General features: G+C 71.1%; 15 protein-coding genes and 1 pseudogene. 4 read left to right on the top strand and 12 right to left on the bottom strand.

Going from position 1 to position 17,569, the window contains the following annotated elements:
- Both EPA64_RS16475 and EPA64_RS10665 read left to right on the top strand, forming a co-directional pair.
- Positions 1 to 222, top strand: a pseudogene (locus tag EPA64_RS16475) (hypothetical protein); the annotation flags it as partial.
- Between the two features lie 58 nt (positions 223 to 280).
- Entirely contained in the window at positions 281 to 1,108 is an 828-nt protein-coding gene (locus EPA64_RS10665; protein WP_246026715.1) for an ABC transporter permease, read from the top strand.
- Between the two features lie 7 nt (positions 1,109 to 1,115).
- On the opposite strand, the gene yihA is transcribed toward EPA64_RS10665, so the two are convergent.
- The 5 genes from yihA to EPA64_RS10640 form a co-directional block, all read right to left on the bottom strand.
- Positions 1,116 to 1,772, bottom strand: coding sequence for a ribosome biogenesis GTP-binding protein YihA/YsxC (gene yihA, locus EPA64_RS10660; RefSeq protein WP_134726334.1), 657 nt, complete (start codon positions 1,770 to 1,772; stop codon positions 1,116 to 1,118).
- Positions 1,769 to 2,524, bottom strand: coding sequence for an MOSC domain-containing protein (locus EPA64_RS10655; protein WP_134726333.1), 756 nt, complete (start codon positions 2,522 to 2,524; stop codon positions 1,769 to 1,771). Before EPA64_RS10655 ends, yihA begins: the two co-directional genes overlap by 4 nt.
- On the bottom strand, positions 2,521 to 4,395 hold the full coding sequence (yidC, locus tag EPA64_RS10650; RefSeq protein WP_134726332.1) for a membrane protein insertase YidC: 1,875 nt from the start codon (positions 4,393 to 4,395) through the stop codon (positions 2,521 to 2,523). Before yidC ends, EPA64_RS10655 begins: the two co-directional genes overlap by 4 nt.
- A gap of 175 nt (positions 4,396 to 4,570) precedes the next feature.
- Positions 4,571 to 5,542 (bottom strand): 1-phosphofructokinase family hexose kinase, encoded by a 972-nt coding sequence (locus tag EPA64_RS10645; protein WP_246026717.1) that lies wholly within the window; start codon positions 5,540 to 5,542, stop codon positions 4,571 to 4,573.
- The gene (locus EPA64_RS10640; protein WP_134726331.1) at positions 5,539 to 5,946 is read right to left on the bottom strand and encodes a metallopeptidase family protein; all 408 of its coding nucleotides are present in this window, start codon (positions 5,944 to 5,946) and stop codon (positions 5,539 to 5,541) included. The genes EPA64_RS10645 and EPA64_RS10640 overlap by 4 nt, the downstream gene beginning before the upstream one ends.
- A 79-nt stretch (positions 5,947 to 6,025) precedes the next feature.
- On the opposite strand from EPA64_RS10640, the gene gltX reads away from it, so the two are divergent.
- Entirely contained in the window at positions 6,026 to 7,348 is a 1,323-nt protein-coding gene (gene gltX / locus EPA64_RS10635; protein ID WP_134726330.1) for a glutamate--tRNA ligase, read from the top strand.
- Positions 7,349 to 7,351: 3 nt separating this feature from the next.
- Here the strand turns inward: gltX and EPA64_RS10630 are convergent, their stop codons facing one another.
- The 3 genes from EPA64_RS10630 to EPA64_RS10620 all read right to left on the bottom strand — a co-directional run bounded on the left by EPA64_RS10630 (position 7,352) and on the right by EPA64_RS10620 (position 11,350).
- Positions 7,352 to 8,413 carry an HPP family protein gene (locus tag EPA64_RS10630; RefSeq protein ID WP_134726329.1) on the bottom strand — a complete coding sequence of 354 codons (1,062 nt, stop codon included), beginning with the start codon at positions 8,411 to 8,413 and terminating at the stop codon, positions 7,352 to 7,354.
- 161 nt (positions 8,414 to 8,574) lie between these two features.
- Entirely contained in the window at positions 8,575 to 9,687 is a 1,113-nt protein-coding gene (locus EPA64_RS10625) for a flavodoxin family protein (protein ID WP_134726328.1), read from the bottom strand.
- Positions 9,688 to 9,754: 67 nt separating this feature from the next.
- Complete coding sequence (locus tag EPA64_RS10620; RefSeq protein WP_134726327.1) at positions 9,755 to 11,350, bottom strand: M10 family metallopeptidase C-terminal domain-containing protein; 1,596 nt, start codon at positions 11,348 to 11,350, stop codon at positions 9,755 to 9,757.
- Positions 11,351 to 11,903: 553 nt separating this feature from the next.
- Between EPA64_RS10620 and EPA64_RS10615 the strand changes: the two genes are divergently transcribed.
- Positions 11,904 to 12,794 carry a polyprenyl synthetase family protein gene (locus tag EPA64_RS10615; protein ID WP_167626650.1) on the top strand — a complete coding sequence of 297 codons (891 nt, stop codon included), beginning with the start codon at positions 11,904 to 11,906 and terminating at the stop codon, positions 12,792 to 12,794.
- A gap of 2 nt (positions 12,795 to 12,796) precedes the next feature.
- Here the strand turns inward: EPA64_RS10615 and EPA64_RS10610 are convergent, their stop codons facing one another.
- From EPA64_RS10610 to EPA64_RS10595, 4 genes are read right to left on the bottom strand one after another with little or no spacing between them, the layout of a single operon-like run.
- Positions 12,797 to 13,708: a phytoene/squalene synthase family protein gene (locus EPA64_RS10610; RefSeq protein WP_134726325.1), complete on the bottom strand. Its 912-nt coding sequence runs from the start codon at positions 13,706 to 13,708 to the stop codon at positions 12,797 to 12,799.
- Positions 13,705 to 15,210: a phytoene desaturase gene (locus EPA64_RS10605; RefSeq protein ID WP_134726324.1), complete on the bottom strand. Its 1,506-nt coding sequence runs from the start codon at positions 15,208 to 15,210 to the stop codon at positions 13,705 to 13,707. The genes EPA64_RS10610 and EPA64_RS10605 overlap by 4 nt, the downstream gene beginning before the upstream one ends.
- The gene (gene crtY / locus EPA64_RS10600; protein WP_134726323.1) at positions 15,207 to 16,361 is read right to left on the bottom strand and encodes a lycopene beta-cyclase CrtY; all 1,155 of its coding nucleotides are present in this window, start codon (positions 16,359 to 16,361) and stop codon (positions 15,207 to 15,209) included. The genes EPA64_RS10605 and crtY overlap by 4 nt, the downstream gene beginning before the upstream one ends.
- Complete coding sequence (locus tag EPA64_RS10595) at positions 16,358 to 17,566, bottom strand: glycosyltransferase (RefSeq protein WP_134726322.1); 1,209 nt, start codon at positions 17,564 to 17,566, stop codon at positions 16,358 to 16,360. Before EPA64_RS10595 ends, crtY begins: the two co-directional genes overlap by 4 nt.
- Positions 17,567 to 17,569: the final 3 nt, after the last annotated feature.

The following is a 17,569-nucleotide window of genomic DNA, read 5'->3' as shown; positions in this document are numbered from 1 at the left end:
GCTGCCGCGCCCGGCCCCGGCGCGTTCGCGGGCGGCGCGGCGGGCTGCGGCGCGCCCGGCTGCATCGCGGGACCGCCCGGCGTGCCCAGCGGACGCGGCGGCGCGGCGGTGAACGGAGAGGCGGCGGCCGGCTGCGCCGGTCCCGTCTGTCCCGCAGTCTGGCGGGGGGCTGCCGGGTCGGGCCTGTCGCTCACCATCGTCGCTTTCGCTGGTTTTTCCTGATCGCCGTTGATACAGAGCCGCAGGCGCCAAGGCCAGCCTCAGCGATCACATGTCCGACATGACCGTTCCCGCATCATCCGCCCCGCAGCGTCCCGGCCAGCCCGCCCGCGGGCCGCGGTTCCGCATGGTCCGCACCGTGGTGGCGCTGATGCTGCGCGAGATCTCGACGACCTATGGCCGGTCCGTCGGCGGATACGCCTGGGCGCTGCTGGACCCGATCCTGGGCATCGCGCTGCTGACGGTGGTGTTCCAGGGCGCGCTGGGCGCGGCCAAGCCGATGATCGGCAGCAACTTTCCGCTGTTCTATGCGACGGGCTATATCCCGTTCGTGATGTATAACGACATCGCCAACAAGATGGCCGCGTCGCTGCGCTATTCCCGTCCGTTGCTGGCCTATCCCGCCGTCACCTTTGTCGATGCGCTGATCGCGCGGTGGCTGCTGAACCTGGCGACGCATCTTGTGGTGTTCTTCGTGGTCGTGGGCGGCATCGCGCTGATCTTCCGCATGCCGCTGGTGATGGACGTGGGCGTCGTCATGCAGGCGCTGGGGCTGATCGCCCTGCTGGCGGCGGGCGTGGGCACGATGAACTGTTTCCTGATCATGCGGTTTCCCGTGTGGGAACGGGCGTGGTCGATCCTGAACCGGCCGCTGTTCCTGATGTCGGCGGTGTTCTTCACCTATGAATCGCTGCCGAACGTGGCGCAGAACGTCCTGTGGTGGAACCCGCTGGTGCATCTGATCGGGCTGTTGCGGCGCGGGGTGTATGGCGTCTATCCGGCCGATTACGTCAACATCCTGTATGTCGCGTCGATCGCGGTCGGGCTGTTCCTGTTCGGTCTGCTGCTGCTGTGGCGGCGCTATCGCGACCTGCTGGAGCTGACTTAGACGTCCTCTAGACGTCGCCCAGACCCGCGATGATGGACCGCAGCGTGGCGATGCCGCGGCCCTTTTCGGACGAGGTGACGACCAGTTCGGGGAACGCCGCCGGGTGGCGTTGCAGCTCGGCCTCGACCTGGGCCAGCGTCTCGGACAGGGCGGCCGCCCCGATCTTGTCGGCCTTGGTCACGACCACCTGGAACGGCACGGCGGACCGGTCCAGCAGGGTCAGGATCTCGTGGTCCACCGGCTTGACGCCGTGGCGCGCGTCGATCAGCGCGAAGGCCCGGCGCAGCGTCGGCCGCCCCGCCAGATAGCGTTTCAGCAGCGCCTGCCATTTCGCCACCACCGCGACCGGGGCCTGCGCATAGCCATAGCCGGGCAGGTCCACCAGATAGCTGTGGTCGGCCAGCGCGAAATAGTTGATTTCCTGCGTGCGGCCGGGGGTGTTGGACGCCCGCGCGATGCCCTTGCGCCCGGTCAGCGCGTTGATCAGGCTGGATTTGCCGACGTTCGACCGTCCGGCGAAACAGACCTCGGGGCGGTCGGCGGGGGGCAGGCCGTCCATGTTGACGACGCCCTTGACGAAATCGACGGGCCCCGCGAACAGCAGCCGGCCGCGTTCGGCGGACGCCTCGTCGGGGTCGGGGGCGGGGGGGAATGCGACCTTCAAAGCACCGTTACCTCGTCGCCGGGGCGGATGGTTCCGCCGGTTTCCACCTGCGCGTAGATGCCAAAATCGCGGTGCCAGAACAGCCGGTCCAGGTCGGCGGGCATGTCGCCGTCGATCCGCCCGGTCGCGGTATCGGCGCTGGTCGCGGCGCAGCGCCCGATCCGGTCGGTCAGTTTCAGCACCACCGGGCCGATGCGGACCTTGTGCAGCCGCATGTCGTGTTCGGCGTGCGCGTCCCAGCCGTCGATCCACAGGTTCCCGCGCCAGCGGTCGGTGCCCAGCCGCCGGCCCAGCCGCCGTTCAAGATCGGCCAGCGAGGTCAGCGACAGCACCGACACCCACGGCTGCTGGACGTCGGACAGGGCCTGCGGCCCCTCGACCAGCCGCGCGGCCGGGGCCTTGCCGCTGTCGGCCCACAAGGGCGCCAGCCAGTCCAGCAGGGGCGCGTCGTCGCCTGTCGGGTCGAACCGCAGGGGCGGGCGGTCGGGGTGGGTCAGCGCCAGCGCGTCGCCCTCCCACCCGCCGCGCACGGCCTGCAGGGGCGCTGCCGCCACGCCGCGCACAAAGGCCGATTTCGGCAGCCAGCGGTGCAGCGCGTCGCCTTGCAGGTGGTGGGCCGCGTCGGCGTGCAGCACCGCGAAACGGCGATCGCCGGGCAGGGGCTGCCCGGCGGTCAGGGTCACGCTGTCCAGCGTCTCGCCGCCGATCGACTTGACCGGATAGCGGCAGATGCGGGCCAGCCGCGCCGTCACTTTTTCGCGCCGCGCTTGGGCAGGCTGGACCGGATGTTGCCGAACAGGTCGGGCGGATGGCCGTGCATCTTCATGATCGTGTATTGCTGCACGATGGTGATGACGTTGTTGGTGATCCAGTACAGCACCAGCCCCGACGCGAATCCGCCCAGCATGAACATGAAGATCCACGGCATCCACGCGAAGATCATCTTCTGCGCGGGGTCGGTGGGCGCGGGGTTCAGCTTTTGCTGCACCCACATGGTGATGCCCAGGATGATCGCCATGACCGGCAGCGAAAAGCTGTGCAGCATCGTGCCCTGCGCGGGCGAGGCAAAGGGCAGCAGCCCGAACAGGTTCAGCAGCGACGACGGGTCGGGGGCCGACAGGTCGCGGATCCAGCCAAGCCACGGCGCGTGGCGCAGTTCCAGCGTGACGAAGATCACCTTGTAAAGCGCGAAGAAGATCGGGATTTGCAGCAGCATGGGCAGGCAGCCCGCCGCCGGGTTGACCTTTTCGCGCTTGTAGAGGGCCATCACCTCTTGCTGATACTTGGCGCGGTCGTCGCCGGTGCGCTCCTTGATCGCCTCCATCTGGGGCTGCATCTCGCGCATGCGCGCCATCGAGACATAGGATTTGCGCGCCAGCGGGAACACCAGCAGCTTGAGGATGAAGGTCAGCGCGATGATCGCCCAGCCCATGTTGCCGATCACGCCATGCAGCCAGTGCAGTACGCGGAAGATTGGCTTGGTCAGGAAATAGAACCAGCCCCAGTCGATGGAATCGACGAAACGGTCGATGCCCTGCTGTTCCTGATAGCGGTTGATCTGCTCCCACTCCTTGGCGCCGGCGAACAGATAGCTGCTTTGCGACACGCTGGCGCCGGGGGCCACGGTCTGCATCGGCATCCGCGTTTCCGCCTGATAGATGTCGGCGCCCGGCGCGTATTTCACGACCGAGGTGAAGGGCTGCCCCGGCGCGGGGGCCAGCGTCGTCATCCAGTATTTGTCGGTGAACCCGACCCAGCCGTTGGTCGCGACCTCGGTCACCTCGGCGGGGCCTTCGGCGCCGACCGGGTCAAGGCCGGCGATGTCCTTGTATTTCGCCTCGATCAGCTCGCCGTCGGTCATGCCGACCGCGCCCTCGTGCAGGACGAAAAAGTTCTGGGTGTCGGGCTGGCCGTGGCGCGCAAGGATGCCATAGGGCGCGGCCGAGAACGGCGCGGCGGCGGTGTTTTCCAGGCTTTGCGTGACGGTGAACAGGAAGTGGTCGTCCAGTTCGAACGTGCGGCGGAAGACCTGCCCCGCGCCGTTGTCCCAGGCCAGCGTGACGGGCTGGCCCGGCGACAGCGTGGTGCCGCTTTCGACCGACCACAGCGTTGCCGGGTTCGGGACCAGCGCCGGATCGACGCCGGGGCCGGGCATCCAGCCATAGACGGCGTAATAGGGTTTCTGGACCACGACCGCCGGATCGCCGCCGGGTGCGACGGGGCTGCCCGTCGCCTCGACGCGCGGCTGCGCGGTGGGCGACAGCAGCCGCACGAACGGCGAATTGGGGTCCAGCGTCTCGCGATAGCCGCTGAGCAGCAGGTCATCGACCCGCCCGCCCGCCAGCGAGATCGAACCTTTCAGCGCGGGCGATTCGATCGCCACGCGGGGCGCGGACAGCACCGGATCGTCGGCCGCCCCGGTCAGCGCGGGGGCGGCCGCGGTGCCGGCGGGGGCCGCAGCCGTCGTGGGCGCGGGGGTGGCGGCGGTCGTGCCGGGGGCGGTCTGGGTCACGGCGTCGGGCGCCACGGCCGGCGGCTCGGGCGCGAAGAAGGCGTACCACCCGATCATCACCAGTGCGGACAGCACCATGGCAAGGATCAGGTTGCGATTGTTGTCGTCCATCCGTGGACCCCGGGGCTATGCAATATCGCGCCGCTTTGACCGGACCCCCCTGCAAAGGTCAAGCGGATTTGGCCTGCGCACCTGCCCGCGCAGCCGGCGGGCGAAGGCTGCCGGGGCGCAAGGGGTGGCGCGGCCGGTGCGCGGGCCGGGGATGTGTGGCGGGGGCGAGCCGCGATCAGATCGGCGTGACCTCGCGTTCGGCAAACAGGCGTTCGACGTCCGCCGGGCGGCACAGGTCCGTCGCGGGCGTCATCACCGTGGCCGAGGCGGCGGCAGCCCCCAGCCCCATCGCGTCCGCGACCGGCCAGCCGCGGGCGATCCCCAGCGCATAGCCGGCGACAAAGCTGTCGCCCGCGCCGACCTTGCTGGCGACCGGCACGTCATGGGCCGCCACATGCCAGCGCCCGTCCGGCGTGGCGATGATGTTGCCGTCGGGCCCGCGCGCGATGATGACCGTGCGGGCCGCCCCCGATGCCGCCAGCCGCGCTGCGAAATCGGCGGTGTCCGCGCGGGTGGGCAGGGGGGCGCCGCACAGGGTCGCGGCCTCGGCGTCGTCCATGCGCAACAGTTCAACCGGGGCGCCCTGCGCGGCCGCCACCGACGCCAGCGCCTTGCCCGAGGTGTCCACGATCAGCCGGCTGCCGGTCGGCGTCAGCCGCGCCGCGGCCATTGCCGCGAACTCGGGCGGGACGCCCGGCGGGTTCGACCCCGACAGCACGACCAGCCCGTCGCGGGGCGCGGCGGCGGCCAGCGCGTCCAGCGCCGCGCGCACGTCCAGCGTGCCCCATTCCGGCCCGGGCAGGACAAAGCGGAACTGCTGGCCGGTGCCGCGGTCGGTGACGGACAGTGAATGGCGCGTCTCGCCCGGCGCATCCAGCCGCAGCACGGTCAGCCCCGCCTGCGCCAGCAGCGTGGCCAGCCGCGCGCCCGCGCCGCCCCCAACGGCGACCAGCGCGGTGGACCGCCCGCCCATGCGGTCGATGGCGCGGCTGACGTTGATGCCGCCGCCGCCCGGATCGACCTGCGGCGCGTCGCAGCGCAGCTTGATCTCGGGGACGACGGAATCGACGGCGGTGGCGATGTCCAGCGCCGGGTTCAGCGTGACCGTCAGGATCGGCGCCTGCCCCGTGCCCGCCATGCGCGTCATTCCCACCAGCGGTCGATCCGGGCGATGTCGTCGTCCGACCAGCCGAAATGATGCGCCAGTTCGTGCACGACGACATGGCTGACCAGCGCCCCCAGCGTGACGTCGCCGCGTTCGGCCCATTCGTCCAGGATGGCGCGGCGGAACAGCCAGACGGTGTCGGGGAAATGCTGCGGCTCGCTGGGCGATTTTTCGGTCAGGGGGATGCCGTCGTAAAGCCCGGTCAGTTCCAGCGGGTCGTCGATCTGCAGTTCGTCCAGCACGTCGTCGCCGGCGACATCCTCGACCCGCAGGATCACGTCCTGCGCGTGGCCGGCGAATTGGGCGGGCAGGGCGGCAAAGACCTCGCGGGCCATCGCCTCGATCGTGGCGCTGTCGGGCGCGTTTCGTTCCGTCCAGTCGGTCATGGCCGCCTCTCCTGTGGCTGGGGCCGATATGGACAAAAACCCCCGCCTGTGAAAGAGCGGGCCGACCAAGGAGCCGCCGATGACCACGACCCGTTTCGCGCCCTCGCCCACGGGGCATATCCATGTCGGCAACCTGCGCACGGCGCTGATGAACTGGCTGATCGCCCGCAAGGCCGGCGGCACGTTCATCCTGCGGCTGGACGACACCGACCGCGAGCGGTCGAAGCAGGAATACGCCGACGGCATCCGGCGCGACCTGGAATGGCTGGGCCTGACCTGGGACCGGGTGGAACGCCAGTCCGACCGGCTGGACCGCTATGCCGAGGCCGCGGACCAACTGCGCGGCGCGGGGCGGCTTTACGAGGTGTTCGAGACACCGACCGAGCTGGACCTGAAGCGGAAAAAGCAGCTGAACATGGGGAAGCCGCCGGTCTATGACCGCGTCGGGCTGAACCTGTCGGACGACGACCGCGCCCGCCTGCGCGCCGAGGGGCGCGAGGGCTACTGGCGGTTCCGGCTGGACCAGGAACGGATCGAATGGCCCGACGGCATCATCGGCGACGTGTCGATCGACGCGGCGTCCGTCAGCGACCCGGTGCTGATCCGCGCGGACGGGCAGGTGCTGTATACCTTCGCGTCGTCGGTCGATGACGTGGACATGGGCGTGACCGACATCGTGCGCGGCGCGGACCATGTGACCAACACGGCGACGCAGATCCAGATCATCAAGGCGCTGGGCGGCACCCCGCCGCGCTTTGCCCACCACAGCCTGCTGACCGGTCCGCAGGGCGAGGAGCTGTCCAAGCGGCTGGGCACGCTCAGCCTGCGCGACCTGCGCGAACAGGGCGTCGCGCCTCAGGCGCTGCTGTCGCTGATGGCGCGGCTGGGGTCGAACCAGCCGGTGACGCTGCGGATGAGCCTCGACGAGCTGGCCGAGGGGTTCGAGCTGTCGCAGTTCGGCGCCTCGCCCACCAAGTTCGACGCGGATGACCTGTGGCCCCTGACCCGAGAGCGCAACCAGAACCTGCCGTTCGACGCGGTGGCGGACCGCATCGCGGCGCTGGGCGTGCCGCAGGATCTGGCGCGGCCGTTCTGGGAGGTCGCGCGCCACAACATCACCCGGCTGGACGACCTTGACCCGTGGTGGGCGCTGATGCGCGACGGCGCGGACGCTGTGGTCGCCCCCGAGGATGCCGAGTTCGTGGCGCAGGCGCTGGCGCTGCTGCCGCCGCGCCCGTGGACGGCGGCAAGCTGGGGCGAATGGACGGGCGCGGTCAAGGCGGCCACCGGGCGCAAGGGCAAGGGTCTGTTCATGCCGCTGCGCAAGGCGCTGACCGGCATGGACCACGGCCCCGAGATGGCCGACCTGATGCCGCTGCTGCAGGTGGTGCGCGGGGGCTGAGCGTTACAGCCCGGCCCGCGCCCGCGCCTCGCGCAGCAGCAGGTTGATGACGTCGGACCGCGTGATGACGCCCGCGACGCGCGCGCCTTCCATCACCGGGACGACCTGCGGCCCCTGCACGGCCAGCCATTCCAGCAGCGCGCCGACCGGCAGGTCGGCCTGCACCTGCGGCCCGCCCGTCCGCATGATCCGCGCCGCCGTCAGCCGCCGGCGCAGCGTCGGCGCGGACATCAGCGCGCGCACCAGATCGCCCTGCTGGATGATCCCCGCCAGCCCGCCCGCGGCGTTGACGACCGGCACGCTTTTGATCGCGTGGCGGGCGAACAGGTCCGCGATCTCGGTCATGTGGGCGTCGGGGCCGACCGAGATCAGCGGCCGGGTCATGATGTCGCCGCAGGTGGTGCCGTCGAAACGGTGGTGGGCGGCCTCGGCCTCGGCCGCGGCCAGCAGCCGGCCGAGGTCCGCCGCGCCCAGGTTCGCGCCCTGCCGGAACCGCACCAGCAGCCCGTCCAGTTCGGCCCGCGACAGGCTGATCTGCGGCGTGGCGATGCCCGCGGCCGCCGTCTGGCGCAGCGGATAGACCCGGCCGGTCAGCCGGTTCCAGATCACCGCGCCCGCGACCAGTATCGTGGTGCCCAGCATCAGCGGCGCGATCAGCGCAAAGGGCTGCGCCGGATCGGCTGCCAGCGCCGTCAGCAGTGCCGCCGCCCCGCCGGGGGGATGCAGCGCGCGCACCGCGATCATGACGGCGATGGCCAGCCCCGCCGCGACGGCCGCCGACCACGGCGCGGGCAGGAACATGGCGGCAGGGACCGCCGCAAGCGCCGACACCAGACAGCCCGCGATGGCCGACCACGGCTGCGCCAGCGGGCTGTTCGGCACGGCGAAGGCCAGCACCGCGGTCGCCCCCATCGGCGCCAGCAGCACCGGGTCCAGCCCGGCCAGCAGCATGACCGCCGCCGCCAGCGCCAGCCCCGCCGCGCCGCCTGCGGCCGCGCGCATCATCTCGCGCCCCGAAGGCGCCGGCATGGCGGGCAGCAGCCCGCGCAGCAGTTCCACCCTCATCCGCGGCCCGTCCCTTGTGCGTTCGACCGCCCATCTGCCGCGTATCGTGCCGGAACGGAACCCCGCGCGGCGGGGCAGGGGGTCCGACCTTCGGCTGGGAACGGGGGCGCACGCCGGTCGCCGGTGGTCGCGGCCCCGGTCGTGGGACCGCGCCCGCGCGCCTACTTGTCGCGCGGCCCCTCCAGCCCCACGCCGGTCGGCTGCAGCCGGCCCGCGCGCCGGATGCGCAGCGCCTGGCACAGGGTGCGCGCGGCGTTGCGCACCTCGTCCTGGACCGCGCTGTCGCGGTCCAGCTCCTGGTGGCTGGTCGCATAGGGCTTGAAATAACCGATATAGCGGTCCAGCTCGGCCTCGGCCCCGGCGCTTTCCATCTGGATCGACCGCATCCAGTCGGTCAGGCTGCGGCGCACATTCTCGGCCCCCTCGGCGTCGCCGTGAACGACCACGGAAAACAGCCGCCCCTTGAGGTGGCGCGGATAGGCCCAGCCCTTCAGCTCCTCGCGCTTGGCGGCCTGCGCGTCCTTGCCGTGGGTCAGCGTCGGGTCGGGGTTGCCGCCGTCGGCGCAGACCAGACGGTCCATCATCAGCTTCAGCCCCGAGGTGGGGCTGAACCAGTTGACCGGTGTCACGATCATCACCCCATGCGCCTGAACCCACATCGGAAAGATGTCGTTCATCATGTCCTGGGTCTGGCCCAGCGAATGGTTCGGATAGCACGAGCAGGGCCAGTGGCACAGCGCCGCGGCGGTCGAGAAGCACGCCTTGCAGGGATGGATCTTGCGCCCGTATTCGGACGCCAGGCGCGACAGGTCGAGGAACGCGACGTCAAAGCCGCCCGCCTCCTCCAGCACCTCGCGTGCCAGCTGGGCCAGCCGCCACGATTTCGACACCTCGCCCGGGCAGGTATGTTCCGACCGGCCCGATCCGTTGATCAGCAGCACGCGCAGCGGGCCGTCCGGGTCGTCGTGGCGGGCTTGCGCGGCGTCGATGGCCTCGCGGGCGGCGATCCAGTCCACGGCAAGGTCATAGTCGGGGTCGGCATGGCCGGGACCGGCCTTGCGGGTCCGGGGGCTTTTGCGTTCATGCGCATAGCCGTCCCAGGCGGCGTCGGCGATCCGGTCCAGTTCCACGGCCAGCGCGTCGAAGGCCGGATCCTGGAACTGGTCGCGGAACCGCCGCTTGAACTCGGCCTCGTCCAGGCGCGGGCTTTCGGACCCCCTGCGCGGCGCGGGCGCGCCCCCGGTGACATAGCCGGCGATGTCCCTGATGCGCATGGCGATCCCCTGTCCTGCGTTCAGGGCCCAACGCGGAACCGCCGGGCGCGGGTCCGGCCGGGATGAATCACCAGAGGAAATCGTCCGATCCCAGCGCCGCCAGGTGCTTGCCCTCGATGGTCAGGACGTCGTCGCCCATTCGGAACACGACGTTGCCGCCCGACCCAGCCAGATGGGCGCGCACGTCGGCCCAGCTGTCCAGACCGGCAAAGCTGCGCAGGTCGATCACGTCGGCCGTCTGGTCGAACCAGCGGACGGTGTCCGCGCCGTCGTTGAACACGAACCTGTCGCGCCCCGCGCCCCCGCGCAGCAGGTCGTCGCCCGTCCCGCCATCCAGCACGTCCGCCCCCGAATCGGCCAGCAGGGTGTCGTTTCCGGCCCCGCCGACCAGCCAGTCGTTGCCGTCGCCGCCGACCAGCAGGTCGTTTCCGCCGTCGCCCCACAGCGTGTCGGCCCCGGCCTGCCCCTGCAACTGGTCGGCGTCGTCGCCGCCGTTGATGCGGTCCACGCCCAGCCCGCCCCACAGCGAGTCGAACCCCGCCCCGCCAAGGATGCGGTCGTCGCCGGTGCCGCCGTGAACCGCGTCGTTGCCGGCGCCGGCGTCCAGCAGGTTGGCCCCCGCGCCGTCGTGCAGCCGGTCGTTGCCCGCCCCTCCGCGCAGCTGGTCGTTGCCCCCGCCGCCATAAAGATGGTCGTCACCCTCGTCGCCGGCCAGGATGTCGTTGCCATCCCCGCCCTGGATGGTGTCGGCGCCGTGGCGGCCGTGGATGGCATCGTTGCCGTTGCCGCCCGCAAGACGGTTGCCGGCGGCGTTGCCCAGGATCGTGTCGTTGCCGCCACCGCCGGTCGCGTGTTCGATCACCGTGCCGCTGACGATCTGCATGTTCCCGGTCGCGCCCATGACGCTGGAGATCGCGCCGCCGGTCAGGTCGATGCGCTGCGACGCCGCGAAGCCTGCAAAGTTGACGTGGTCGATCCCGCCGTGATCGGCGATCAGGAATGTGGCGCCGCCGCCGATCTGGGCGGCCCGGTCCAGCGCCCCGCCCGCGTTCGAGCCGACGCCATAGGTCGTGTTGCCGAGATGCATGTCCGGCGCGTCATACATCTGCCGCAGCGCAAGATAGTCGGCCAGCATCGGCGTCAGGTGATAGGCCTTGCTGGCGTCGACGCGGCTATTCTCGTTCTGGTCGAAATAGGACATCAGGCTGATCTGCCAGCTGTCGTTGGCGATCGACGACTGGGCGTAATCCTGGACGCGGCCGTAATCCTGCGGGTGCCCCAGTCCCAGCGCGTGCAGCGTCTCGTGCATATAGGTGCGGGACGCAAAGCTGCCATAGCTGTCGCCCGGATCGACCCGGTCGGACGCGATGCGGACGGTGGCGCCGGTGATCGTGGTGCCGCGGGCAGAGGTCTGGGTCTGCGCCCCGCTGCCATCGTTCAGATAGCGTATCTGGGCGGTCCCGGTCGTCTCGGCAAAGCGCAGGCCGGTCATCGCCGAAACCTCGACCAGGGCAGCGCGGGCCAGCGCCTTTTCCTGCGCCGTCAGGTCCGTGAGGTTGACGGTGATCCCGTTTGCGCCGGGCTGCATGGTCCGGGTCACGCCGTCCGAATACGAACTGGTCATCAGGCGTTGGGCATATTGCTGCGGGGTCAGGACTTGCATCCGGATCTCCTGAATGCGGACGGGGGGGCGTCGGGTGCCAGTGACCTGCGGGAATGCAGCATCGCGGCGGGTTCGTCCAATGGTTGTTATCTACAAATCTATACAATCTAGACGGGAACGGCGAAGCCGGTCAAGGCGCCCGGCCTGAGGACGGCAGCGTCGTCCGGCCTGCAAGTCGCGCCGCGCGGCGATCCCTAGGCTGTCGGCGCGTCCGACTGCAAGGCCGCGGCCCCGCCCTGGGCCGGGCTGAAGGCGACTTCGTGCCGAAGGGCAAGCGCGCGGGCGAGATCCACACCACGGGCGCGGGCGTGATCGGCGGGACGGCGTCCTGATCCGTGGTTTCCGGCTGATCCTCGGCATCGCCGCGCTGCCGCCGGGGTTGCGGGCACGCAAGGGGGCGGCACAGGACGCCAACGGCAGCGGCTTTCCGATCCTGCCCGCACGGGTCTTTGCCCAAGGACATGGTTGCGGCTTTCCGCCGATTTCCTGTTGCGTCATATTCTGGATCGTGTGTCACATGTAAAGAATGCGGTGCCAGATGGGTGAGGTTTGCATGCGAGACTCGACCGAACCCTGCGACTGGCGGGCCGTCGTTGACACGCGATTGGCCGGGATCGCCGCGGGCTTCGGCGCGGCCTCTCCCGCGCTGGGGCGGGCGATGACCGACGCTGCGCTGGCGCCCGGCAAGCGGTTCCGCGCGATGCTGCTGCTGATCGCCGGGCAGGCCACCGGCGATGTCGGGCCGGGTCTGGTCGATGCCGCCTGCGCGGTGGAACTGGTCCATACCGCGTCGCTGGTGTTCGACGACCTGCCCTGCATGGACGACGCGCAGGCAAGGCGGGGGCGGCCGACGACGCACCGGGTTCATGGCGAAAGCCGGGCGATCCTGGCGGGGATCGCGCTGGTGACCGAGGCGATGCGGCTGCTGTCCACCGCCCGCGACACCGACGCGGCCACGCGCGCCGGTCTGGTCGCCATGCTGGCCCGCGCAATCGGCCCCGCTGGCCTGAGCGCCGGGCAGGATCTGGACCTTCACGCGCCCAAGGACGCGGCCGGGATCGAGCGTGAACAGGATCTGAAGACGGGCGCCCTGTTCGCCGCAGGGTTCCAGATGCTGGGCCTGATCCAGCGGCTGAACGAGGCCGACCGGACAAGTCTTGCGCTGCTGGGCCGGGCCCTGGGCCGTGCGTTCCAGTGCTATGACGACCTGCTGGATGCCGAGGCCTCGACCGACATGCTGGGGAAGGACACCGGGCGCGACACCGCGGGTCGGGGGCCGGCCCGCGGTGTGCTGGCGGTGCAGGGGCTGTCCTCGGCCAAGACCCGATACGAGGCGCAGCGCATCGGGATCGACGCCATCTTGTCGAACTGCCGCTTTGACAGCCGTCCACTTGCCCTGCACATCGCGCGGGTGCTGCCGGTGCGCGCAAGCCGGGCCGCCTGATCTCAGCCTTTTGCGCGGGTCCACAGGCCGTGGCGCGGGACAGATCGGGGTGCGAGCCGCGAGATCCCGGCGTCCGCCAGGGCGCGAAGGGCAAGCCCGGCCTTGGCCCTGCCCGAGGTGCCGATGCGCTGGCTATAGGCCTGCGGTCCGCCACTGCGGATGCGGGTGCCGATCGCCCGATAGATTCGCGCCGCCGAAGCGATCGACCAGGCGCAGCGCGGCGGCAAATGGGGCAACCCGGCCAGGGCCGACGCGTAATATGGCTCGGCCGCGTCCAGCAGGCGCAGGATGACGCCATGAAGCCGGGGCGAGGGGATGCGGCCATCGACCGTCGCCCCGGCCTCGTCCAGCCAGTCGCCGGGCAGATAGACGCGGCCGATGCGCGCGTCGTCGATCACGTCGCGGGCGATGTTGGTCAGCTGGAACGCCAGCCCAAGGTCGCAGGCGCGGTCCAGCACGCCTTCGTCGCGCACGCCCATGACGCGCGCCATCATCACGCCCACCACCCCCGCGACGTGATAGCTGTAGTCGAGCGTGTCGTTCAGCGTCCGGTAGTCCCGCCCCGCCACGTCCATCGCAAAGCCGTCGATCAGGTCCAGCGGCCAGCGGTCGGGGAAATCATGCCGCCGCGCCACTTCGCGCAGGGCTGCAAAGGGTGGGCTGACGGGGTCGGAGCCATGCAGCGCCTCCAGCGTCTCAGCCTTGAGGCGCGCGAGCCGTGCGGCAGGATCGCCCTGCGCGACGGGCGTGCTGCCCAGCTCCTGCCCGTCCACCACATCGTCGGCATGGCGGCACCAGGCGTAAAGCATCACCGTGTCGTCGCGGATGCCCGCGGGCATCAGCCTTGCCGCCGCGGCAAAGCTTTGCGAACCCGCGGCGATGGCGGCCTGCGACTCGGCGACCGGCGCCGTCATGCCGCGCCCGCGTCGGCCAGCATCACGCCCGCCGTGGCCTTGGCCGAGCCGACGACCCCGGGGATGCCCGCGCCGGGATGAGTGCCCGCGCCGACGATGTAGAAGTTGCGGATGCTGCAATCGCGGTTGTGCGGGCGGAACCAGGCCGACTGGCGCAGGATCGGTTCCACCGAGAAGGCGCTGCCGTGATGGGCGTTCAGTTCCGACGCGAAGTCGGCGGGCGAGAAGATGCGCTTTACCCGCAGGTTGGCGCGCAGGTTCGGGATCAGCCGTTCTTCCAGACTGGCGAGGATGCGATCGGCGTAGGCCTCGCCCTCGGTCGCCCAGTTGATCGCCGCGCGGCCCAGGTGCGGCACGGGGGCAAGGACGTAATGCGTGGACATTCCCGGCGGCGCGAGGCTGTCGTCGGTGACGCTGGGCGAGTGGAGGTAGAGCGAGAAATCCTCGGCGAGCTTCGGGCCGCGGAAGATCTCGTTCACCAGCTCGCGGTAGCGGGGACCGAACAGGATGGTGTGATGCGCCAGCCCTTCGGGGCGCTGCGACAGGCCGAAATGGACCACGAACAGCGACATGGACCAGCGTTGGCGTTTCAGCAGCGCGGCCTTGGTCCGCCCGCGCCGGGTGCCGCCCAGCAGGTCGCGATAGCTGTGCATCACGTCGGCATTGCTGGCGACCATGTCGGCGCTCAGGCGCGCGCCATCCGCCAGCGTGACGCCGGTGGCGCGCGCGCCTTCCGTCTCGATCCGGGCGACCTTGGCGTTCAGGCGCAGGCTGCCGCCCAGCCGTTCGAACAGCGCGACCATGCCGGACACCAGCGCGTTGGTGCCGCCCTTGGCGAACCAGACGCCGCCCCGCCGTTCCAGCGCGTGGATCAGCGCATAGATGGAACTGGTCGAAAAGGGATTGCCGCCCACCAGCAGCGTGTGAAAGGAAAACGCCTGCCGCAGGTGCGGGTCCTTGATGAAGCGCGCGACGACGCCGTGGACCGAGCGATAGGCTTCCAGCCGCACCAGCGCGGGCGCGGCCTGCAGCATCTGGCCCAGCTTCAGGAAGGGCACGGTGCCGAGGCGCAGGTAGCCTTCCTGATAGACCTGTTCCGAATAGTCGTGGAAGCGGCGGTAGCCGTCGAGGTCGGCGGGATTGAAGGCGGCGATCTCGCGTTCCAGCGCGTCGGCCTCGTTCACATAGTCGAAGCGTTTCCCGTCGGGCCAGAGCAGCCGGTAGAAGGGGCTGACCGGCAGCAGGGTCACGTCGCGGGCCATGTCCTGACCCGACAGTGCCCAGAGTTCCCGCAGCGCGTCGGGGTCGGTGATGACCGTGGGGCCCGCGTCGAAGACATGGCCCTCCTCGCGCCAGACATAGGCGCGCCCGCCGGGCTTGTCGCGGGCTTCCAGCAGCACCGTGGCGATGCCCGCCGACTGCAGGCGGATGGCCAGCGCCAGCCCGCCGAAGCCCGCGCCGATGACGATGGCCGAGCGGGCCGGGGTCGCATGGAGCGTCATGGGCTTTCCTTCAGCAGCGGCGCTTCGCGCAGGCAGGGCAGCGCGTCGCGGATGGGAATGGGGGGCTTGCCCGTGACGATCCGCAGCCGGTCCAGCCGGGTCAGCCGGCCGGCGTAGAAGCGTTCGATCAGCGGCTCGGGCAGGCGGTAGAAGCGGGACAGCACGCGATGGCGATGCCCGGGCGGGCAGCCGCGGAACAGCATCCGGTTCAGCAGGCGCAGGAAGCGGTCATCCCGGGCGCGCGAGAGCGCATGGGCGCGGACGGCCGCAAAGACCTCGGTGGTGGTCGGCCCGGCGGCGGCAACCACGTCGGCCACCTGCGCGGCGACGGGCAGGGAATAGCCCGTGACAGGGTGGAAGAGGCCCGCGCGCATCCCCACGGGCACGGGTCCGCCCTGCGCCTCGGCCCAGAGGGCAGCGGCGTCATGGGCCAGCGCGATGGGCAGGACGCCGCGCTCGCGCCGGACCTCGTGGCCGCTCCAGCCGTGGCCCTGCGCGTAATCGGCGATGGCGCGGGCCAAGGCTTCTTCGTCCAAGCCTGCGCCGTCGCTGTAGCGGGTGTCCTCGATCAGCAGGCGCGTGGGGGAAAAGGGCAGCAGGTAGACGAAGCGATAGCCGTCCTGCTGCGGCACGGTCGCGTCCATGATGACCGGGCGGGCGACGCCATGGGGGGCGTCCATCTTGAACTCGATGCCGACAAACTTCTGGAAGCCGGTGACGAGATGGCGCGAGGGCGCGGCCCCCCGCCCGTCGATCACGCAGGGCGCCTCGATCCGCTCGGTTCCCAGCGTCGCGCCGGTCGCGTCCAGCGCCGTGATCCCGGCATCCCAACGCAGGGTGACGCCGGGCGTATGGGCCAGCAGCTGCGCCAGTCCTGCGCCGTCCAGCGAGGCATAGCCCGCGCGCAGGGTCCGGGCGTGGTCGGGGAAGCGGACCTCCTGCCCCTGCCAGCGGCAGCGGATCGCAGGGGAAAGGCGGCGGTGCCAGGACAGCCGCAGGTCGGGGTCGTGAAAGGACCAGGTGTGCGCTTCGGACGGTCCCGGTCGGCGGTCCAGCATCAGGATGCGCGTGCCCGGCCGGGCCTCGGCCAAGGCCAGCGCGATCAGGGCGTTGGCAAGGCCCGCGCCGGCGAGGATCAGGTCGGGCCTCATGCGGCGATCCTGCGGACAAGGCGCGTCTCGATCAGGTCGGCGGCGCGGGACGCGCCGCCCGCCACGGCAATCTCGGCGGCGGGGGCGGCAAGCGCGGCGCGATACGAGAGGTCGGAGAGAACCGCCGCCAGCGCCTCGCGGATCGTGGCGCGGGTGGCGCGGCGCGGCGGCACGACGCGGGCCGCGCCGTGAAAGGCGAGCCGGGCGGCGGTGGCGGGCTGCTCGAAGGCCAGCGGGACCGCCACCATCGACACCTGCGCCGCGGCGCAGTCCAGCACGGTGTTCAACCCGGCGTGGGTCACGCAGGCAGAGGCCCGCGCCAGCACCGCGCGCTGCGGGAAGAAGTCGCGGACGATGGCGCGGCCGGGCAGCGCGCGTGCCTGCGCCTCGGTCAGGCCGCCGCAATGGGCCAGCGCGAGGCAGACGCCCAGATCCTCGGCAGCCCCGGCGATGGCAGCCAGCAAGCCCCGCCGCCCGCCCTGCAGCGTGCCCAGCGAGGCGAAGACCAATGGCCTGCCGCCGGTGTCCAGCGTGAACTCGTCCGGCGCGCCGTCCCGCAGCGGCCCGGCCGCCCGCGCCCCCGGCCCCGGCGCATGGGGAAAGTCGAGCGACGGCACCATCTGGCGCAGGTCGAGATCGGGCGAGATCCAGTCGTCGATCCGCCGCCTGACGGGCAGCCCGTGGTCGCGGCATCCCCTTTCCAGCGCGCGCGCCTGCAGCATCATCAGCGCGTCCGCCACCCGCCAGCCCCCGCGATTGCGCCTCAGCCCCGCCTCGCCATCCTGCCAGTGCCAGTCCACGAAGGGGGGCGGGATCGCCTCGTCCCGGTCCATCGGCAGGGCCGAGGCGAGCGTGACGCGCGCGATGCCCGCCGCCTCGGCCGCAAGGCTTGCGCCGGGTTCGGCCTGGTCGGCCACCACGATGTCAGGGGCGAAACGGGCCAGCGCGTCCGGCCCCTGGCGCACAAAGGCGCGGGTCGCCATAGCCGTCGCCCGCAGCGTGCGGATCAGCCCCGCGCCGCGCAGATCGAAATCGCGCGTGCCAAGGCTTTCGAACGCCAGCCCCTCGCGCGCGGCCAGCGGCCGCAGGCCCGCGCCGCCCACCATGCGGCAGTCGTGCCCGCGCGCCGCCAGCGTCCGGGCAAGCGCGCCGTGGACGGCGGCGTGGCTGGGCAGGGCGGGCAGGCAGAACGCGATCCCTGCCATGCG

It is taken from the genome of Paracoccus luteus (assembly GCF_004522155.1).
Lineage (GTDB): Bacteria > Pseudomonadota > Alphaproteobacteria > Rhodobacterales > Rhodobacteraceae > Paracoccus > Paracoccus luteus.
Note: the sequence above shows the minus strand (reverse complement) of the source record. Positions and strands in the feature narration are given on the sequence as shown.